This is a genomic window from Citrobacter sp. JGM124, from assembly GCF_018257795.1.
GTDB lineage: Bacteria > Pseudomonadota > Gammaproteobacteria > Enterobacterales > Enterobacteriaceae > JGM124.
The window spans coordinates 121,176-140,566 of the sequence record NZ_JAERJD010000006.1; the positions used below are offsets into that span (position 1 = coordinate 121,176).

At 46.3% G+C, this 19,391-nt stretch carries 18 protein-coding genes and 1 other RNA gene; 8 read left to right on the plus strand and 11 right to left on the minus strand.

Annotation, left to right across the window (positions count from 1 at the left end):
* Nucleotides 1–87: 87 nt before the first annotated feature.
* Nucleotides 88–1,485, minus strand: a complete 1,398-nt coding sequence (locus tag JK154_RS09920; protein WP_211992385.1) for a glutamate decarboxylase — start codon at nt 1,483–1,485, stop codon at nt 88–90.
* A gap of 882 nt (nt 1,486–2,367) precedes the next feature.
* Nucleotides 2,368–3,669 carry a DUF445 family protein gene (locus JK154_RS09925; RefSeq protein ID WP_211992386.1) on the minus strand — a complete coding sequence of 434 codons (1,302 nt, stop codon included), beginning with the start codon at nt 3,667–3,669 and terminating at the stop codon, nt 2,368–2,370.
* Between the two features lie 328 nt (nt 3,670–3,997).
* Between JK154_RS09925 and JK154_RS09930 the strand changes: the two genes are divergently transcribed.
* Together JK154_RS09930 and JK154_RS09935 are read left to right on the plus strand one after the other, a co-directional pair.
* A complete protein-coding gene (locus JK154_RS09930) occupies nt 3,998–4,408 on the plus strand; it encodes a hypothetical protein (protein ID WP_211992387.1) in 411 nt (136 codons plus the stop codon).
* A gap of 286 nt (nt 4,409–4,694) precedes the next feature.
* Nucleotides 4,695–4,946, plus strand: coding sequence for a DUF1158 domain-containing protein (locus tag JK154_RS09935; protein WP_211992388.1), 252 nt, complete (start codon nt 4,695–4,697; stop codon nt 4,944–4,946).
* A 59-nt stretch (nt 4,947–5,005) separates the two neighbouring features.
* On the opposite strand, the gene ilvN is transcribed toward JK154_RS09935, so the two are convergent.
* The 3 genes from ilvN to ivbL form a co-directional block, all read right to left on the minus strand.
* Nucleotides 5,006–5,287 carry an acetolactate synthase small subunit gene (gene ilvN / locus JK154_RS09940; RefSeq protein ID WP_211992389.1) on the minus strand — a complete coding sequence of 94 codons (282 nt, stop codon included), beginning with the start codon at nt 5,285–5,287 and terminating at the stop codon, nt 5,006–5,008.
* Between the two features lie 2 nt (nt 5,288–5,289).
* Nucleotides 5,290–6,978: an acetolactate synthase large subunit gene (ilvB, locus tag JK154_RS09945; protein WP_211992390.1), complete on the minus strand. Its 1,689-nt coding sequence runs from the start codon at nt 6,976–6,978 to the stop codon at nt 5,290–5,292.
* Nucleotides 6,979–7,090: 112 nt separating this feature from the next.
* A complete protein-coding gene (gene ivbL, locus JK154_RS09950) occupies nt 7,091–7,189 on the minus strand; it encodes an ilvB operon leader peptide IvbL (protein WP_211992391.1) in 99 nt (32 codons plus the stop codon).
* Between the two features lie 972 nt (nt 7,190–8,161).
* Between ivbL and gdhA the strand changes: the two genes are divergently transcribed.
* Complete coding sequence (gene gdhA / locus JK154_RS09955; protein WP_211992392.1) at nt 8,162–9,505, plus strand: NADP-specific glutamate dehydrogenase; 1,344 nt, start codon at nt 8,162–8,164, stop codon at nt 9,503–9,505.
* A gap of 93 nt (nt 9,506–9,598) precedes the next feature.
* Here gdhA and JK154_RS09960 read toward each other — a convergent pair whose 3' ends face one another.
* Complete coding sequence (locus tag JK154_RS09960) at nt 9,599–10,423, minus strand: GNAT family N-acetyltransferase (RefSeq protein ID WP_211992393.1); 825 nt, start codon at nt 10,421–10,423, stop codon at nt 9,599–9,601.
* A gap of 100 nt (nt 10,424–10,523) precedes the next feature.
* Nucleotides 10,524–11,141 (minus strand): hypothetical protein, encoded by a 618-nt coding sequence (locus JK154_RS09965; protein ID WP_211992536.1) that lies wholly within the window; start codon nt 11,139–11,141, stop codon nt 10,524–10,526.
* A gap of 184 nt (nt 11,142–11,325) precedes the next feature.
* On the opposite strand from JK154_RS09965, the gene JK154_RS09970 reads away from it, so the two are divergent.
* Nucleotides 11,326–12,756, plus strand: a complete 1,431-nt coding sequence (locus JK154_RS09970) for a PLP-dependent aminotransferase family protein (RefSeq protein WP_211992394.1) — start codon at nt 11,326–11,328, stop codon at nt 12,754–12,756.
* A 167-nt stretch (nt 12,757–12,923) separates the two neighbouring features.
* On the opposite strand, the gene JK154_RS09975 is transcribed toward JK154_RS09970, so the two are convergent.
* The gene (locus JK154_RS09975) at nt 12,924–13,181 is read right to left on the minus strand and encodes a hypothetical protein (protein WP_211992395.1); all 258 of its coding nucleotides are present in this window, start codon (nt 13,179–13,181) and stop codon (nt 12,924–12,926) included.
* A 568-nt stretch (nt 13,182–13,749) separates the two neighbouring features.
* Here JK154_RS09975 and JK154_RS09980 point away from each other — a divergent pair.
* Together JK154_RS09980 and JK154_RS09985 are read left to right on the plus strand one after the other, a co-directional pair.
* Nucleotides 13,750–14,664, plus strand: coding sequence for a cation diffusion facilitator family transporter (locus tag JK154_RS09980; RefSeq protein ID WP_211992396.1), 915 nt, complete (start codon nt 13,750–13,752; stop codon nt 14,662–14,664).
* Between the two features lie 413 nt (nt 14,665–15,077).
* Entirely contained in the window at nt 15,078–15,845 is a 768-nt protein-coding gene (locus tag JK154_RS09985; protein WP_211992397.1) for a hypothetical protein, read from the plus strand.
* A gap of 230 nt (nt 15,846–16,075) precedes the next feature.
* Here the strand turns inward: JK154_RS09985 and ffs are convergent.
* An RNA gene (gene ffs, locus JK154_RS09990) (signal recognition particle sRNA small type) lies at nt 16,076–16,172 on the minus strand.
* Between the two features lie 164 nt (nt 16,173–16,336).
* On the opposite strand from ffs, the gene JK154_RS09995 reads away from it, so the two are divergent.
* Together JK154_RS09995 and tesB are read left to right on the plus strand one after the other, a co-directional pair.
* The gene (locus JK154_RS09995) at nt 16,337–16,648 is read left to right on the plus strand and encodes an MGMT family protein (RefSeq protein WP_211992398.1); all 312 of its coding nucleotides are present in this window, start codon (nt 16,337–16,339) and stop codon (nt 16,646–16,648) included.
* Nucleotides 16,649–16,764: 116 nt separating this feature from the next.
* Nucleotides 16,765–17,625, plus strand: coding sequence for an acyl-CoA thioesterase II (gene tesB / locus JK154_RS10000; RefSeq protein WP_211992399.1), 861 nt, complete (start codon nt 16,765–16,767; stop codon nt 17,623–17,625).
* 53 nt (nt 17,626–17,678) lie between these two features.
* On the opposite strand, the gene amtB is transcribed toward tesB, so the two are convergent.
* Entirely contained in the window at nt 17,679–18,974 is a 1,296-nt protein-coding gene (gene amtB / locus JK154_RS10005; RefSeq protein WP_211992400.1) for an ammonium transporter AmtB, read from the minus strand.
* A 27-nt stretch (nt 18,975–19,001) separates the two neighbouring features.
* Nucleotides 19,002–19,340 carry a P-II family nitrogen regulator gene (glnK, locus tag JK154_RS10010; RefSeq protein WP_211992401.1) on the minus strand — a complete coding sequence of 113 codons (339 nt, stop codon included), beginning with the start codon at nt 19,338–19,340 and terminating at the stop codon, nt 19,002–19,004.
* Nucleotides 19,341–19,391 lie beyond the last annotated feature (51 nt).

A 19,391-nucleotide genomic window follows, 5' to 3' on the forward strand; every position in this document is an offset into this window, starting at 1 on the left:
ATTCGTTTATATAAATCCATCAGTGTAATTAACTGATACCTGGAGAGTTCAAAGGGCCAAAGGCCCTTTGAACGGGTGTGGACATGATTAACTATGGTTAAAACCTGCACCTTCTTTGTTGGACAAAGGTACGCTGACAGGGTGTTTTTCAAAGTATTCTAAAGTGCGTTTAAAATCATCAATCAACAGGGAAGCCAGGTCTAAGCTCACACCGTGACGGACCAGAATACGCTGAATAACCATATCTTCACGGTTTGCAGGCATTGAGTAAGCCGGTACTTGCCAGCCACGGCTACGCAGCTTGTCGGCAACGTCATACAACGAGTAACTCACTTTAGCGCCATCTTTGATTTTCCAGGCCAGTGCTGGAATACCAGACTGACTGTCGCCATCAAACAGCATCTCAAATGGACCTAATTTTTCAATTTCACGCGCCAGGTATTGAGCTGTGCTGTAGCAGGCATTATGAATTTTTGCATACCCTGCACGACCAAGACGCAAGAAGTTGTAGTACTGGGCGACAATTTGGCCACCAGGACGTGAGAAGTTCAGCGCAAACGTAGGCATATTGCCGCCCAGATAGTTTACATTGAAGATCAGCTCTTCAGGCAGATCCTTAGCTTCACGCCAAACAACCCAACCAGCACCCAGTGGAGCTAAACCAAACTTGTGCCCGGAAGCATTAACAGACTTAACGCGCGGCAGCCGGAAATCCCACTCCAGTTCAGGGGCGCAGAATGGGGCCAGGAAGCCACCGCTCGCACCATCCACGTGAATAGGAATATCTAATCCGGTTTCTTTTTGCAGTTTATCCAGTGCATCATGCACTTCTTTAACTGGCTCATACTGACAAGTAAAGGTCACGCCTAAAGTCGGGACGACACCGATAGTGTTTTCATCGACGCGTTTCAATACTTCTTCAGCATTCATAATCAAGCGGTCACCCTCTAATGGGATCTCACGCAGTTCAACATCAAAATAACGTGCAAATTTATGCCAACAGATCTGTACCGGGCCACAAATCAGGTTTGGTTTATCCGTCGGTTTGCCTTTTGCAGCCTGTTTTTTACGCCACTGCCACTTTAGCGCCAGCCCGCCCAGCATAGCCGCTTCGGACGACCCAATGGTCGAACAACCCAGCGTATTCTGTGAGTCAGGTGAATTCCACAAGTCAGCCAGCATACGCACACAACGGCTTTCAAGTTCTGCCGTCTGAGGATACTCATCCTTATCGATCATGTTCTTATCAATAGATAAGTCCATCAGTTCACGGATCTCATCGTCAACCCATGTCTGGCAGAAAGTGGCTAAGTTTTGTCTTGAGTTTCCATCCAGCATTAGCTCATCACGTACCGCACTGAATACATTACGTGGATCGCGTTCTGCTTCCGGGAACTGATTTTTAGGCAACGTACGGGAAAGCTCCAGTGAGCCGTAAACGTCATCCAGTTCGCTGTAATTTGAAGATGCTGATTTCTTAGTCATATCAATAAGTCCCTCTGTTACTAAGTGTTTACAACTTGATTAGCATGAGCTCATATAAAAGTAGGCTGAATCTGATTTTTTACAAATCTAAATTGCAAATAGCATATTAATGACGTGACCTTTCGTCTTAACCTTGCTGCGGTATGAAAATCTATTCCATCGAATAAAATCGGCATGGTAATCATTTATCTGGATAGCAAACTGACTGATTTATCAATGGTATCTCCCAAAAAAAACACCACACAAAACACAGTGCCTTTAAATTACAAACAGGCCATCTGCTATCATCAACATGATAACGTGCGAGCTTCTATGCAACCACCATGTAATTGATAAAAGTAGATTGAAATCAAGTTCATTGAAAAAAAAGACACCCGAGAAATATTTACCACCATTACAACGACCCCATTAAAATCATATAAAACAAGGTATTGAAGATTTACAAAAAAATCGATTTCCGTGAAAAATATATCTCATATATATATGAAAAAATGATGACAGCATTAATTTATAGTACTTTTTGTAAAAAAATAGCTACATAAATATTCTAAGCATTATTAATAAGATAGCATGCATTCGGCCGGGCTAAATAGAGCGTTGCGGATCAATATCAGCCCCGGCCGTTACCGTTTTGTCATCGTAATGCAAAGAAAACAAATTACTGGCGGTTATTTTCTGTTAATTAAAATCGCTGAGATACCTGGCACATTTAACATTACTGGAGTTATTTTATATATAATATATTTAAAGGCTTGCAACATCGTTTGTTGTCAACAATAAGATTGATACTTTGGTTTGCAATTTAATATTTTTTATCTTCTTCTGTATTATAGCAGCCTGGCTTAAAGGCTATCCATGCTCCAGCAAATGACTCGTTTGTCGCTACCCTGCAAGCCCCCATTTTGTGAGCAGCTCCGGGAGCAGGGAAAACAAATAGAGTACCAGACCAATCAGCCCCCCTACTAACGTGCCATTGATACGAATGAACTGCAGATCTTTACCAATATTAAACTCTATTTGTTCAGCCAGCTCTTTATTGTCCCAACTCTTCACTGTGTCGCTGATATGGCGTGTAATAAAAGTAGCAAAATCGGGTGTCATACGGCGTACAGCTATCTCCAAATGTTCATTTAATGAAGCTTGTAATGCCCGGTCATTCAGCAACGTTTCGCCAAACCACTGCCCTGCCAGTGCGATACGTTGCTGCACTTGGGAATCACGCCTTTCACTGTCTACTTTTAATCCATTACGCAAGTCAGCCCAAAGCTCACCGATATAGCGATTAAAGGCTTCGTCATCTTTAATATAACGTTTTATGCCATCGACTTTTGCCATCAGCTGGGGGGATGTTTTCAGCTCGGTAATAAGGCGCTGTACTGCAGCATCAAAACCCTGACGAATCTGGTGTTGTCTGTCACGATTAACATCGTCGAGTACGCGATTAACCGCCTCAGAAACCCACTCAGCACTTTGCTCACCCAGCCACTCTGTCGGTAATAACCGGGCTTTACGAGGGTGTTCAGTATGAAGCCAGTGGGTTATCTGACTGGCAATAAAATCGCGGCTTTCCGTTTTTTTCAACAGTGCCAGTATTTGAGTAATCAGGGCGTCCAGCAGAGCCTGATGGCGATTATTCTTTGTCAGACTTTCCAGTATTATCGCCCCGGACTGGCTCAGGTCGATATTATCGATAGCTTTATGAACACCTCGACGAATAAGCTTTTGAATCCGCGTATCATCCGCAAGTTCAAGAAAAGTCCCCATGATTTTTAGCAGGGACTGACCTAACCGATGAGTATTATTTGGCTGACTTAACCACTTGCCCAGTAATTGCACAGGCTGATGATGCTGAATAAGCTGAGTCAGCGACTGAGTATCAAGAAATTTCTCCTGGATAAATACACCAAGGTTTGTCGCTATTTTTTCTTTATTGCGTGGGATTATCGCCGTATGTTTACTGATAAATGGCAGATGAACCGGCCGAAACAGTGCATACACAGCAAACCAGTCTGCCAGTGCTCCCACCATGGCTGCTTCAGAAATGGCCTTAATACCAAGAACCCAAAAATTGGCTGGTAAGAAAAGTGTAGAGACAAAGATGCTCGCCACCAGCAGTAGCAGTGACAGGGCCAGCCGCTTGGCTTTTCGTAACTCGACTTTTTGTTGTGCCGTTTTTTGTTCCATTCGTTAATCATAGCGTTGACCAGCATAACCAGCTAGCGGAATAAACAGCACAGTATCGAGTCGCTCAATGGCGGCGGCAGCACGTTCACATAATAATCCCACCTCTTGGGGCTAAAAAACTGTCGTTAATAATTGGCGTCTTCCTCCCCTGACGGTAGACGCTATTATCGAAAAAAATCGCATTCTCTCGTACTGAAAACAGTGATTTTTTATTAGCAAATTCAAAAATCACTCATTGCCCACAATACTCTGCCTTTAATCATTGACCTGACAGTATGAATATCGCGATGATACCTGCATCAGAATAGCGGACTGACTTATCTCAGCCATGATTAAAGAAAATACTATGAAATTTATTATTAGTGGGCTGATCGCTTCAGGACTCACGGGTTGTAGCCTGTTTCTGCCACCTGAAGACATACAACTTCACAGGTTATCAAATGATGAATTGTGCCACGCACTGGGGACCTACAATGATGATGGTAAAATGGTGCTGGCGATACATAACGAACTTGATAAAAAAATAGAAACAATTGACAGTGAAAGATGCCATGCCATTGAAACAAAAGCAAAAATGGAAAATGACATTATAAAAAACAGCAATGAATGGGTTAATAATAAACAACAAGGCTTGATCAAAACGCAGGATGAAATATTGCGTAAAGATAATGAAATAAACCGGTTACTTAATAAACCGGCCATCACACCACAGCGGTATCGCGTCAGCCCTGCCATGTGATCGTATTCCACCGTGCAGACATACTGATACGATGCATGGCTGACAGGCACGTGCCAAAACATTCAGCCCGCAACAACAGGCAAATTGCCCGTGAATCTCGATCAACAGCGGAGCAAATAACTGCAAGGCGGTTTCACTGCTACCTGAGTCCTTGCCGGAAAGACCAGAAGCAATGCGATCATCACTTACGACTGAATCGCCTGGCACCGCTGGTTATCTGCCCCCCGGGTTTGCACAATCAGTGGCTTTCCCTGACAATAGAGTTTTAGTCTCAGGCCGACACCATATGAATAATTCTTATCAGGCACTGTTAAGCGCAGGCGGTATTCTGCTGCTGGCCTTTCTTTCATGCTTGCTCTTGCCAGCCCCAGCCTTAACCGTGACACTAGCCCAGGAGCTGGTTGAAACCTTGCATTTGCTCGATTTGAATCAGCTCTATATTCTGATTTTCTGTATCTGGTTTATCGCACTGGGCACCATTGAATATTTTATTATTCGCTTTATCTGGCGTCGCTGGTTTTCAATTCAGCGCCTGTAATTGGCGCCTCGTCTGGCTTACCCGCATTTCCCCCGTCATATCGGGGGAATAGCACTCACTTATTGGATCACCCTATTCAGGCGATTAAAAATGCCTGGATCATCAGCGTGACGAATCAGCTGGACGACATCTTCCAGTTTTTCTACCTGGCTCACCATCTGCTCAAGCCGTTTGTCATCAGCCACCTGAAGCCAGATACGACTCTGCTGGCCATCTGTAAGAGGTAAACATAAAATCCCTTCGACGTTAAATGCCCGACGGGCAAACAAGCCACAAATATGCGACATCACTCCTGGATGGTTACGCACCGTAAGTTCCAGAATAACTGTTGATTGCTGCATAATTACTCTCCAATCATGTCAATGTTAGCCGCACCTGGTGGCACCATGGGATAAACTTTCTCTTCAGCGTCAATACGCACATGAATTAAACATGGCCCGGGGCGTGAAATAGCGTCCTGTAAAGCTGCCACAGGATCTGTCGCCGCATTTAAATCGCATGTTGCCAGTCCAAAACCCCGGGCAATGGTCATAAAATCAATAACGCCTGGATAGGTGGCGGCAAAAACATTCTGTTGATAAAACAAGGTTTGTTGCTGATGAACCAGGCCCAATGCCTGATTGTTCATCAAAATTATCTTCACGTTGAGCTGATTCTCTGCCGCTGTTGCCATTTCCTGAATATTCATCATCAGGCTACCGTCCCCCGTAAAGCAGAGGACACGATCACCCGGGTTCGCCAGGGCCGCACCGACCGCCGCTGGCAAACCAAAACCCATTGTTCCCAGGCCACCAGAAGTCAGCCATTGACGTGGACGATTCAAAGGATAAGCCTGGGCGACCCACATTTGATGCTGCCCAACATCGGTAGTAATAATCGCCTGATCATCGACACAGGCTGCTGCGGCACGAATCAGACCATAGGGCATTAACGGATCATCAATCCCAGGCATAGTAAACGGGAATTCACGCTGCAAGTCGTTTACCATTTGACGCCATTCAGTACGTGGCTGAGGATCAACATAAGGGATTAACTGGTTTAATACATCAGCAACATCACCTCGAATAGCAATATTGGCCTGCTTGATTTTACCCAATTCAGCGCGATCAATATCCACATGAATGATCCTGGCATGGGGACAAAAAGCCTCTGTTTTACCAATTGCCCGATCATCAAAGCGAGCCCCGAGTACAATCAGTAAATCGGCCTCCTGAAGAATAAAGTTAGTGCTGCGTGCACCGTGCATTCCTAACATCCCCAGCGATAAAGGATGATTTGCAGGCAACGTTCCCAGTGCCATTAATGTCATGGTCGTCGGCAGATTCGCCTGCTCTGCTAAAACCCGGGCTTGTTCAGCCGCCCCGGAACTGATGACGCCGCCCCCAAGATATAAAACAGGCCGTTTTGCCTGATTAATCATGGTAGCTGTCTCCATAATAGTCTGGTGTTCTACCGCGGGGGGCGTCGCGATGTCAGCGATATCAGGCAGATCACTGATCAGAATTTCTGCTGTTTGAACATCTTTAGGGATATCAATCCAGACGGGACCAGGACGCCCCGATTCGGCAATGCGAAAAGCATCCACAAACACTTGGGGGATTTCATTAATATCGCGAACCAGGTAATTATGTTTAGTGACAGGGATCGAAATCCCATAGGTATCGACTTCCTGAAACGCATCCGTCCCTATCATGGCGGTAGGCACCTGCCCGGTGATACACACCAGGGGGATTGAATCCAGCCGGGCGTCCGCGATGGCAGTGACCAGGTTAGTGGCACCAGGGCCACTGCAAGCGATGCACACAGCAGCTTTACCTGTGGTACGTGCCATCCCCTGGGCCATAAATCCCGCACCTTGTTCATGGCGTGCCAGAATGTGTCGAATACGGTGACTTTGGCTTAACGCATTGTAAAGTGGCAGAACGGTTCCACCAGGAATACCGCTAACGGTGGAAATGCCATGGTGCTCAAGCATTTTTACAATCAGCTGTGCGCCAGTGATGCGTTGCATTGATGTGTCGGAAATTGCCATGCTCCAGTCCTTCTTATTATTCGTCGGCTGACTTACTGGGCTGGCGTTCTAAACAAGAAACCCCGCCCGGTTTGCGCCGGCGGGGTTTGGAATCGGTGTGTTGATTCAGTCCCTACGGCGCATTGCCGACGACCACCACCACACGCACGACGACCACCGCGGCAGGTAGCGCGGTAAGTAGTAGGCTTGAAGTATGATGTTGAGCGGTCATTGGGTTTCCTGAATCTTTTTTAACGTCTGCCTTGATACAATCACACTCATTGAAATCGTACAACTGGAATTTTTCACCTTAATAATAAATGTGATCAAAGTCTCAATGTCAGGCTATTCTCTTATTTTGCTTATTTATGCGTAACACACTGATAATCAATATATATCATGGCAGAGTTTGTCGGAATGAAGACAGTCGCCTCTGTTTAAGCTACTGATCATCATGAACTCTCAGTGCTGCCAGGCTTGTTCCTGATGCTTTTCATATAGGTTTTTCCTATGAAAAAGCGTCATAAGTATTTCATATATTTCTTTGGGTCACGCTTTATTAATAACAATAAATTAACATGCCATTCTTCATGTCTATTACCCTGACCCACTGAGCTGTGGTTATGTTACTCCTCTTTCTGATACTGGGTTATTGGGCTTTATAAATTAAGGGGTATAGAATATCTAAAGGTATTTTCGTCTCCGGATAAAACAATTGGATTATGAAATGCAATATTTTGGAGAGATTAACCCCGATCAGTTAAATATTTACAGGCCATTATGCTGCCATGTAATAATAAAAAATATAAACGCCGATACCAGACTCTGGTCATAAAGATAACTGACTGCATATGTTTATTTTAACCCTGTCATTATCCATTAATCATGGTATCCATGGATAAATACTCTGAAAAAACATCCCCTCCATCCCTGACGATGTCGGGTTTTATAGGGATCATAAGCTCACCGTTTGCGTTACGTTTAGCAGCTAACCCGGGAACAATAATTCCCCCCTGTCGGATAATATACACGCCAGCACAGGCCGTTATTGATGTTATAAAAGAGTAATATTTTGCCGTTAATTCATTTTTTCACCATCATGAAAAAAACTGCTTGATATCCATTTATCAGAAAATGTTATAGTCAAATCATAAATACAAAAATTGATTACCCACAACATCCGTTACCAGAGGAATTAATTAGTATGTCGCAGTCGTTAACTCTCGAAAATTTTTTATCCTCAGTTCAATCACGTGATCCACATCAAGTCGAGTTTGCTCAAGCGGTTCGAGAGGTAATGACCACACTGTGGCCTTTCCTGGAAAATAATCCACAGTATCGCCAGCAAAGTTTACTTGAACGTCTGGTGGAACCTGAGCGTGTGATTCAGTTTCGAGTAACCTGGGTTGATGATAAAAATCAGGTTCAGGTCAATCGCGCATGGCGGGTACAATTCAGTTCTGCTATCGGGCCTTTTAAAGGGGGGATGCGTTTCCACCCTTCTGTTAATCTCTCGATTCTGAAGTTTCTGGGCTTCGAGCAAACCTTTAAAAATGCGCTGACGACCCTTCCGATGGGAGGAGGTAAAGGCGGCAGTGATTTCAATCCTAAAGGCAAAAGCGAAGGTGAGATCATGCGATTTTGTCAGGCACTGATGTTTGAATTGTATCGCCATCTTGGCCCGGATACTGACGTTCCTGCGGGTGACATTGGTGTTGGTGGCCGTGAAGTCGGTTATATGGCCGGCATGATGAAGAAGCTTTCCAACAACACCGCTTGTGTATTCACAGGTAAAGGACTCTCATTTGGTGGCAGCCTGATACGCCCGGAAGCCACTGGTTATGGTTTAGTTTACTTTACGGCAGCGATGCTAAAACGTCATGGTCTGGGCTTCGAGGGTATGCGTGTAGCGGTATCTGGTTCAGGAAACGTTGCGCAGTATGCAATAGAAAAAGCCATGTCTTTCGGTGCCCGAGTGATTACAGCCTCTGATTCCAACGGCACTGTGGTTGATGAAGCCGGTTTCACCAGCGAAAAATTAGCCCGTCTGTGTGAAATTAAAGCCAGCCGTGATGGCCGCCTGGCGGACTACGCACGTGAATTTGATCTGGTTTATCTTGAAGGTAAGCAGCCTTGGGGTGTGCCAGTCGATATCGCGTTGCCTTGTGCGACTCAAAATGAACTGGATACTGAAGCGGCACGTATGCTTATTGCCAATGGTGTGAAAGCCGTAGCTGAAGGCGCTAACATGCCAACCACCATTGAAGCCACTGACCTGTTTATTGAAGCGGGAGTCCTGTTTGCACCGGGTAAAGCCGCTAATGCGGGTGGTGTCGCAACGTCTGGCCTGGAAATGGCACAAAATGCAGCGCGTTTTAGCTGGAAAGCAGAAGAGGTGGATACCCGCCTGCACCATATCATGCTGGATATCCATCAGGCTTGTGTTGAATACGGCGGTGAAGGCAAACAGACCCAGTATGTCCGTGGCGCAAATATTGCTGGCTTTGTTAAGGTTGCGGACGCAATGCTGGCGCAGGGCGTACTATGACCACTATCTGCCAGGGCTGATACTGAACTGGCAAGAAGCGCTCACTTTAACAAGATACCTGCCTGATAATCAGCAGGTATCTTGTTATCGGCCTCAGGATGATAACAACTGACTCATTTGATACTGCCTGATCGGATCCTCGCTAAAACCACAACGCAGAAAAAATGGGGTGTATTCTTCAGGTATTGCCACTGCAGTGGACAATCCGGGGAACTTTTCCCGTAATCGCAGCAACAGGGCTTTCGCTTCCCCTCTTCCCCGAGCTTCAGGTTCAACATATAACATGCGTAACTTTGCTGGTGTCCCAGGAATAACCATAGCCCAGGCCACATTGTTCATGACATAGGCATAACCAGGCAGTTTAAAAAGTGTCTCCGGGGCACTTAACCAGGGCAGCTGAAGGCAGGAATCAGACATCATTTTACGGGTGAGATAAAGAGGATCGGCTTCAATTAACTCCCCCCCAGAGTGACTTGCTGGCGATGCTGGGGCATGAAACCCTACCAGAGTTTGCTGTATGGTAAATCCCATACGCTGATAGAGTGCAACCCCACCATTGTTCCCGGTAACAACCTCCAGTAACATCTGTTTATCCCCTCGCATTCGTGCCGCGTCAATCAGTTGCTGGATAAGGATCTTACCCACCCCCTGGCCACGCAGTGCAGGCCGAATAGCAAAAGCCGCGAGTCGGCTGGTTTTCCCACGACGGGCAATCAGAGCTAAAGCAACAGGCATTCCCTTTTGCAACCAGACTTGACTGGCATTCAGGCTGACATCCTCAGCACTAAAACGCTCAGTAAAGGCCTCCCCCTGGATAATAAAAGGGGCTAAATACCCTTCAAAGCAAGAGGTCAGTATCCCGGCAAGCTGGTAGCTGTTCCAGTGCGTGGCTGGTGTGCTAGTAAGGGTGCGGTGCATAGATATCCCATGGTAAAGCTATAGCGTGAAAAATCACCGGAGGTAAAAAAACAACACAATACTTTGTCCGCGATTTCAGTAAATGAATTCCCGGCTCCCCTTATTCCGTCACTGAGTCGGCGATGGCAGGCTGGTTTTTTTTAGTTGGTGCAATATGGAACCAGGGTAAAAAAAGCTGAATCAATGGACCAATCGCCAATGCATAAAGGACGGTCCCCACACCGAAAGCGCCGCCCATCAACCATCCGGCAGACAAGACTGCCACTTCGATCCCGGTACGGATGCGGCGTATTGGCCAGCCAGTACGAGCATGAAGCCCGGTCATGAGCCCATCTCGCGGCCCAGCCCCCAGTCCGGCACCAATATACATCCCTGTTGCAATCCCGTTAACGACCAGGGCCACCACCAGTAGCCCCATGCGGAACACGACTGACTCCACCGGTGGGATCAGTGCCAATGCCACATCAGCAGCCAGCCCCAGAACAATAACGTTACTGATAGTGCCAATTCCCGGGCGAGTACGCAACGGGATCCACAGTAGCAGTACCAACGCCCCCACGCCGATCATGACGATCCCCAAATTCAGGGAAAAGATTTTTGCCACTCCCAAGTGAAAGACATTCCAGGGATCGGCACCTAAATCTGCGCGAACATACATTGCGGCTGAAATACCATATAAAACAAGCCCGATATAAAGCTGCAACAGGCGGCGAGCCATCATCATTCATCTCCTTTTCTCGGTTGATTACCAGACACGTCATAGTTCATGATGATCATAAACAGGCCATACTATTCGGCAGGCTCTGCGAGGATGTTCCCCGGTGATTTGAAATATGACGGGGATATACCATCGCCCAGAATGGCTTTAGTATTAATATCCAGTTATCAAAAAGTGGACTGCCATGAATCAGAGAAGAATCGGCGCAACATCATTGTCGCAACTACTGGGGCAGTGGCATCATGACACCTCACGGACTCCCGTATATCTGCAACTAACCCATGCCCTGCGTCTACTGATCCTTGATGGCAGGCTTCCTCTCGACTGTCGTCTGCCGGGCGAAAGAGCCCTTTCAACTGTGCTTGGTATTAGCCGTACCACCCTGGCATCTGCGCTGGGTTTACTGCGTGAGCAGGGTTACTTAACCAGCCGCCAGGGATCTGGATCGGTCACATTATTACCGGAAGGTCGCCCGCCAGTATCCCCGCTGCCGATAACAGCACCGATACTTGATCTTTCCAGCGCGTCGCTCAGTGCTGGCCCGGAAATTCACCATGCTTACGCCTCTGCACTGATAGCCTTGCCAGAACATTTAAACTCAACGGGCTACAGTGGGCAGGGATTATTATCACTACGGGAAGTGATAGCAGAACGCTACTGTGCACGCGGCCTCCCCACAGAGCCGGGAGAAGTGATGATTGTTAATGGTGCGCTGAATGGGTTGGGGCTAGTACTACGGTTATTAACAGGGCCCGGGGATCGCGTTGTTATCGAAAACCCGACCTACTCAGTCGCCATCACAACCATTCGTGGCGCCTCATGTCGCCCGGTTTCCATCAGCTTACCCGCTGAAGGCTGGGATGTTGCAGGCCTGGCAGCGACGTTAGCTCAAACCTCCCCACGACTGGCTTATCTTTTACCCGATTATCATAATCCGACTGGCCGCTGTATGGATGCCATAACACGTCAACACGTTTGCGCCGCAGCAAGTGCGACAAGAACAACCTTAGTGGCTGATGAAACCCTGGTCGATTTATGGTTTGATACTCCGCCACCACCCCCCTTAGCCGCTTTTGATAAAGGGGATAATGTCATTACCTTAGGATCAACCAGTAAAAGCTTCTGGGGTGGACTCCGGGTTGGCTGGATAAGAGCATCAAGAAAAACGATCAATGCGTTAATTCAGGTACGCAACACTTTCGATCTGGGTACCCCTATTCTGGAGCAACTGGCCACTGTAGCCCTGTTCAATGAGTCGGAAAATTTTTTACCAGAACGACGTCGCATGTTACGTCAACGCCGGGATGACAGCTTTTCGGCTGTGGCAGAGCTCTTTCCCGACTGGAAAACCTGTCAACCAGAAGGTGGGCTCTCCTGGTGGGTAGAATTACCTCAAGCATTGGCCACAATACTCGCCTCCCATGCGGAGAGCGTGGGGATTCGGATGGGGGCCGGGCCACGATTTGGTGTTGAAGGCGCGTTTGAACGCTATTTACGGCTGCCATTTACGCTCTCCCCCCCTGAGATGCGGCAAGCCCTGGTGCGTTTACAGCCCATATGGCAACAACTGGTCGCACAAGGTTCAGAGAGAAGCCGTGGTGGTATTATTGTTTGAGTGCAGGGAGCCCTGTTTCACCGGGCTGAATTTTCTGGCAGGTAAAAAATACCCCGTGGATTTGAGGCTGGCAGAGTAGCAGCTAAAAGCGGCCTCTGATGACCGCTTTTTGATGCCAAAACCATCAATGATGGTTTCACGTTCAAATCAGGAAGGCTGATTGAAAATTATTTTTTCTTCTTTAATAGTTTACGTAATGCTTTGATTTCATTGTCACTCAGCGGTGGCACTCGCTTCTCTTCAGTATGCTGATTGTCCACTTCGCTTTCTTCGATCGCACTGTCTTCTTCAAGAATTATTTTTAGTGCTTTCGTTAATAACTCTTCCGTTACCGAACCGAGAGTTTCTTGTTTTTCTTCGGCATAGAGACGAATTTTTTCTTTTAGTTCACTGCTTATTTTCACATTAAGTGTGACGCTGGTCATATTCTGCCTCAGAAACGTAAAAAGGAGTGTTTTAAATACTATAACGACGTATAAAAATCCAGCCAGTGATGAAAATTTAATATTTCTGTCATATAAGTCCATTACCAAAAAACTGTCATACCAACCGCAGTGTCGTGTACTTCCCACTGTCTTTTCCAGAAAGCATCCCTGGCCTGGGCGAATATCCTCCCACCAAAATAACCCTGCATTTATAGTGGTGTATTTAAATGATCACATAAAGGACTGGCATCATATAGAAAAACAATAAACCAATAATAAGATCTTCATAACCACAGAATTAATATAAACCATTCCGTCAACTCAATTACCTTCATTAATAAATTGGTTCTGGAAATAAACACAATGAAAAATAATACATATAAAATTAATTCATAAACAATATATATAATTAATCTTTTAAATAACAATTAACGTCATTAGCAATCATTAGCATTTACATAAAATACCCGTATGCATATTTTCAAAAACAACACAAACAGTTAGCTGAAAAGAAAACCATCGGGTATTATTCACTTGTCAGAACATTCACACTTCAAGAGTATTAAGGATGATAAATATAGAAAACGATAATAAATATCATGTTCGTTCACGTGCGGCACGTAATAGCACCCTCGTGAGCGTCGTCATAAATCTCTTTCTATCTTGTTTCCAGGTTATCGCGGGCATATTTTCAGGCTCTCAGGGGTTGATTGCTGACGGGATGCACTCTTTTTCTGATCTGGTTGCCGACTTTGTGGTACTGATAGCCAATAAAAAAAGCCGTAAACCCAGGGACGAGGACCACCATTATGGTCACTGGCGTTATGAAAATGGCGCCTCACTGATTATTGGTGCCTTATTATGCCTGGTTGGTGCAGGAATGTTGTGGTCTGCAATGGGCAAATTATGGCACCCGGAAGCAATACCCGAAGTGCATATGATAGCCTTGTGGGTCGCTTTAGGGGCTATAGGCATCAAAGAGTTACTATTCCGTTATATGCTGAAAATAGCCAAGAAAGTACAGTCTTCTATGCTGGTTGCTAACGCATGGCATGCTCGCTCAGATGCGGCATCATCGATCGTGGTCGCGTTGGGCATCATCGGTAATCTGGCTGGATTTCCATGGTTTGATCCTGTTGCCGCCATGGTAGTCGGCGTGATGATTGGCCTGATGGGCTACCGTTTCACCAGGGACGCATTACATGACTTGATGGACCGCTCAGTCGACATACAGACAGAACAAGAGATTAAAAATACAATTCTTGCGGTACCGGGAGTAGACGGCCTGCATGATTTAAAAACCCGTAAAGCAGGCGACCTTATTCTGGTGGATGCTCACCTGGAAGTGAACGCCTGGCTCTCCGTCAAAGAGGGGCATGACATTGCGGTTGCCGTCAGAGCACAAGTGCTGAAAGACCATCAAGTACTCAATATTATGCTGCATGTTGACCCGGTAATGCCCCCCCATGGGGGAAATAGCTAGGCTGACCAATTTATTGTTCATGACAACGTGCCGCATTCGGCCAACATCCACGTACCAGTCGTTGGGGTTCCTGCCTCTTTCAAACCGATGTTTGACTTCTTTCGGTAAGTTTGTGCTTTAATGAATAGGGGCTTACGCCCCTTTTCAGGACAATGACAACCGGCATAAGCGTTAACCCATTGAAAATACAAAACCAATTAAAAAGTCATGTCTTCTGTCACTGACCTGTCAGATGGGTTTCACTGCACAATTGATAATATTTATAATAATGAATATTATAATACAGATAATAACGTTGGTAGTAATTTCAGTATTGATGGGTTATCGCCGGGAAAGTCATGATGCCAATACTTAATCCAGATATAATTAATGAAACCAATCTAATAAATTAGACATTATACAGCGAGAAAAAAATGGGGTTTATAGGGTTCATCATTATCTTGTGGTTAGTTTACATAGCCATTAAAGGTTACAACAAGGCCAAAACAAGAAAGTATAATGCAGTAATAGTACGGGCAAAAAGAAGCCTCAGTGAAACAAAAGACATCTGTTATCCGACATGGTTTAATAATAACAATAAGCGACATCAATTCATTGATGTCGTGAGAACGCTGAGTCTTAAACAGGGTGTGCCAGCACCCTATTTAGATAAAATGTTTAAAAGCGAGGAGTTTTTTCGTGTCGTCATCATGAAATTTACTGCTATCCTGGAACAGAATAAATTAGGTTTCACGTCACAAATGGTCGGCACAAGCGATCTAATCAGGGATATGTGGGATGAAGGTATGGAATTGCCGCCGTCACAATCAACGCTTAATAAAATTAATCAATTTCTTGATACAAAAATTTTTAACAGTGTTGATGCCTCAGCCGTAGCCACTCATTTATATCTTGGTGCTCATTTTTTACATGCTATAGAAATTTATAGTAACCCGCGGGCCGTGTCTTTTGAAAAAAAATATAGTCATACCATGTCTAATGAAGTGAAAATATATTTTGATAAAATAGACGTGACAAATGGCCGTAAGCACATGGAGACATATCATCCAAACTGCCGTATTGATATGGCTGAGATTGACCGGTTCATTTCCTCTTGCTGTGATAAGACATCTGCAGACGAACTGCTCGTACTTAAGCTGTTAAGTGCGGTGAAAATTATTGAGGACTGGAAACTCAGGTAATAGCATGGGAAAGGTGCATCTCTGCGGGTACATCTTTTTGTTTATCTGATATCAGATGATTTTTAAGGTGCCGGAGGCATTAATACCAGGAATAAAAGCGCCCTTCTGGCCTGCCCTCATTCCGATTGATGCGCTGAAATGTGCACCGATGTTTTACTTTTTGAGTTTCAGAAGAACATTCGTTACAGCGATAGCGAATTATCAATGAATTACCTGGAATTGGGTGGGGGCCCTACCAGCTACATCCCGGCACACACGACGCCTGCTGCGGCTGCTTCCTTCCGGACCTGACCGAGTTCACAAGTTAGTGTTGCGGGAGAACCAATAGGGCCCCCATTGAGGGCGTTGTTATCCAACGCGCAGGCGCATTATCCACATTGACTGGGGTAATTGCAAGGCACGTCAGGTTAGATGTTGTTTTATTGTGCATTTATCCCTTGGTGAGTACCCTGTCGGCGGCTATTCTAAGCGGCTTAATTCAGGAGACAAGCATGGATAACCACGACTCTTTCCCCCAGCGGGTTTATCAAATCCTTGCCGCGATCCCAGAAGGGTACGTGACCACCTATGGCGATATCGCATTACTGGCAGGCTCACCACGCGCAGCTCGCCAAGTAGGGGGCGTATTGAAACGCTTGCCAGAAGGGAGTCGCCTTCCCTGGCATCGGGTCGTTAATCGCATGGGGTTATTGTCATTAACTGGCCCGGACTTTTTACGCCAGCGGGCCGCACTGGTGGCTGAAGGTATTCCGGTTTCCGGTGATGGCCAAATAGATATGGCACGTTATCGCTGGCGTATTTAAACCGTCACAACGCCCCACCCTCGCGTTAGATACACCGATGGCAGCATGACTCCCTGATAAAAGTGGCGACATGTTATAATCGCCCCCGTTTCGCTTTCCCCTGTTGAGGACATTTTATGAGCCAGGCGCTGAGTAATTTATTAGCATTGCTTAATCTGGAAAAGATTGAAGAAGGACTGTTCCGTGGTCAGAGCGAGGACTTAGGCTTACGACAGGTATTTGGCGGGCAAGTCATTGGTCAGGCTCTCTATGCGGCAAAAGAGACCGTGCCAGAGGAACGACTGGTACACTCATTTCACAGTTATTTTCTGCGTCCTGGGGATAGCCAGAAACCGATTGTTTACGATGTTGAAACCTTACGTGATGGTAACAGCTTCAGTGCTCGTCGAGTTTCGGCCATTCAGAATGGTAAACCGGTCTTTTATATGACCGCCTCTTTCCAGGCACCGGAAGCCGGTTTTGAACATCAAAAACAAATGCCGGAAGTAACTGGTCCCCAAAAACTGCCGTCAGAAACTGACATAGCCCGTTCATTGGAAAAATTCTTACCACCGGTATTTAAAGAGAAATTTCTCTGTGAAAGGCCTATCGAAATGCGCCCCGTGGTGTTTCATAATCCACTTAAAGGCCATATTGATGCCCCTGTGCGCCAAACCTGGATGCGGGCGAATGGTCAAATGCCGGATGATTTGCAAACACATCAGTTACTGCTGGGTTATGCCTCTGATTTTAACTTCCTGCCCACGGCCCTACAGCCTCAGGGGTTAGGCTTCCTGGAGCCAGGCATGCAAGTGGCAACGATTGACCACTCCATGTGGTTCCACCGCCCATTCAACTTTAGTGACTGGTTACTGTATAGCGTAGAGAGCACTTCGGCTTCAAACGCGCGAGGTTTTGTTCGTGGTGAATTCTATAATCAACAAGGTGAGTTGATCGCATCAAGCGTGCAGGAAGGGGTCATCAGACAGCGTAGTTAATATATTTATCCCTCGCCTTTTCAGACGAGGGATAAAAAGAACAACCGGTTTACTTAGTTATTATAAGCACTTTCGCCATGGCTGTTGACATCCAGCCCTTCACGTTCATGCTCTTCACTCACACGGACACCCACAGTCATATCAGCCAGTTTAAAGCCAATGTAAGCCACTACACCAGACCAGACCAGGGTAATGGCAATGCTTTCCAGCTGAACCAGAACTTGGTGCCCCATGGTCATATCAGCAGCGAAACCTACACCACCAAGAGATGTTGCAGCAAAAACACCGGTCAGGATACAACCCACAATGCCACAAACGCCATGGACACCAAACACATCACAAGGGTCATCCACACGCAGCCATTTTTTCAGTAAGGTCACACCCCACAATCCAGCAAAACCACTCACGATACCGATGATCAGCGCCCCACCGACACCGACGAAACCACAAGCAGGGGTGATACCAACCAGGCCGGCAATTGCCCCAGAACACGCCCCTAATAAAGAAGGTTTACCACGTAATGTCCACTCACCAAATACCCATCCCAGGATACCGGCAGCGGTAGCAATCAAGGTGTTAATAAAGGCCAGCCCCGCAATGTTATCTGCCCCACCAGCCGAGCCCGCATTGAAGCCATACCAGCCGATATAGAGCATCGCAGTACCAATAAATACCATTGGCAGGTTATGGGGTTTAAAGGCTTCTTTACCAAAGCCACTCCGTTTACCCATAAAATAAGCACCTACCAGGCCCGCAATCGCGGCATTGATGTGCACCACGGTACCGCCAGCAAAGTCTAATGCCCCATGAGACCCTAACAGACCGCCCCCCCAGACCATATGGGCAATAGGCACATAAGATAACGTGAACCAGACCGCCACAAAGATCAGCACTGCCGAGAAACGGACGCGTTCAGCCAACGCACCAACAACCAGCGCAACAGTGATACAGGCAAAGGACCCCTGGAACGCCACATGAATATACTGATAAATAGACCCCATGACCGTGTCAGTCTGGAGCCCCTTTAACATGGCCCAGTCGAAGTTGCCAAAGAAATTGTTACCAGGGCCGAAGGTGAGTGAGTAACCATAAACGACCCACAGTATGCACACCATGGCAAAACTGACAATAATTTGTGACATCATAGAGAGCACGTTTTTGGCGCGGATAAGGCCACCGTAAAAGAGCGCCAGTCCAGGGATTGTCATAAACAGAACCAGTGCGGTGCAAATCATCATAAAAGCATTGTCGGCTTTATCAGCAACCGCAACAGCTGCTGGGGCGGCCATTGCCAATGATGGCACCATAGCCAGACCGCTAAAAGCCAAGTATGAGGTCAGTCTTTTCATATTTTCCATCCGTCTGCGGTCAATTAATTACAGGGCGTCTTCATCAGTTTCACCGGTACGAATCCGGATTACGCGTTGTAACTCAGTCACAAAAATCTTGCCGTCACCGATTTTCCCGGTCCAGGCTGATTTACTCATCACATCAATGACTTCATCGAGTTGTTCGTCACTGATCGCAACATCTATCTTCACTTTAGGCAGGAAATTGACATTATATTCCGCCCCTCGATATAGCTCGGCATGTCCTTTCTGGCGCCCGAAGCCTTTCACTTCTGTCACCGTCAGACCCTGAATACCGATTACAGAGAGCGCTTCACGTACATCCTCGAGTTTGAATGGCTTGATAACCACAGTAACCAGCTTCATTGTTCCTCTCCTCTTAAGATCAGGTCCTTGCCTGTATATAATGTTTAAAGC

Coding starts and splice junctions, on each gene's coding strand:
- JK154_RS09965 (WP_211992536.1), bottom strand. CDS start 11,141: ATGGCTCGCCGCCTGTTGCAGCTTTATATCGGGCTTGTTTTATATGGT.
- JK154_RS09980 (WP_211992396.1), top strand. CDS start 13,750: ATGATAAATATAGAAAACGATAATAAATATCATGTTCGTTCACGTGCG.
- JK154_RS09995 (WP_211992398.1), top strand. CDS start 16,337: ATGGATAACCACGACTCTTTCCCCCAGCGGGTTTATCAAATCCTTGCC.
- JK154_RS09925 (WP_211992386.1), bottom strand. CDS start 3,669: ATGGAACAAAAAACGGCACAACAAAAAGTCGAGTTACGAAAAGCCAAG.
- JK154_RS09975 (WP_211992395.1), bottom strand. CDS start 13,181: ATGACCAGCGTCACACTTAATGTGAAAATAAGCAGTGAACTAAAAGAA.
- JK154_RS09935 (WP_211992388.1), top strand. CDS start 4,695: ATGAATAATTCTTATCAGGCACTGTTAAGCGCAGGCGGTATTCTGCTG.
- tesB (WP_211992399.1), top strand. CDS start 16,765: ATGAGCCAGGCGCTGAGTAATTTATTAGCATTGCTTAATCTGGAAAAG.
- amtB (WP_211992400.1), bottom strand. CDS start 18,974: ATGAAAAGACTGACCTCATACTTGGCTTTTAGCGGTCTGGCTATGGTG.
- JK154_RS09930 (WP_211992387.1), top strand. CDS start 3,998: ATGATTAAAGAAAATACTATGAAATTTATTATTAGTGGGCTGATCGCT.
- JK154_RS09920 (WP_211992385.1), bottom strand. CDS start 1,485: ATGACTAAGAAATCAGCATCTTCAAATTACAGCGAACTGGATGACGTT.
- ilvN (WP_211992389.1), bottom strand. CDS start 5,287: ATGCAGCAATCAACAGTTATTCTGGAACTTACGGTGCGTAACCATCCA.
- ivbL (WP_211992391.1), bottom strand. CDS start 7,189: ATGACCGCTCAACATCATACTTCAAGCCTACTACTTACCGCGCTACCT.
- JK154_RS09970 (WP_211992394.1), top strand. CDS start 11,326: ATGAATCAGAGAAGAATCGGCGCAACATCATTGTCGCAACTACTGGGG.
- JK154_RS09960 (WP_211992393.1), bottom strand. CDS start 10,423: ATGCACCGCACCCTTACTAGCACACCAGCCACGCACTGGAACAGCTAC.
- gdhA (WP_211992392.1), top strand. CDS start 8,162: ATGTCGCAGTCGTTAACTCTCGAAAATTTTTTATCCTCAGTTCAATCA.
- ilvB (WP_211992390.1), bottom strand. CDS start 6,978: ATGGCAATTTCCGACACATCAATGCAACGCATCACTGGCGCACAGCTG.
- JK154_RS09985 (WP_211992397.1), top strand. CDS start 15,078: ATGGGGTTTATAGGGTTCATCATTATCTTGTGGTTAGTTTACATAGCC.
- glnK (WP_211992401.1), bottom strand. CDS start 19,340: ATGAAGCTGGTTACTGTGGTTATCAAGCCATTCAAACTCGAGGATGTA.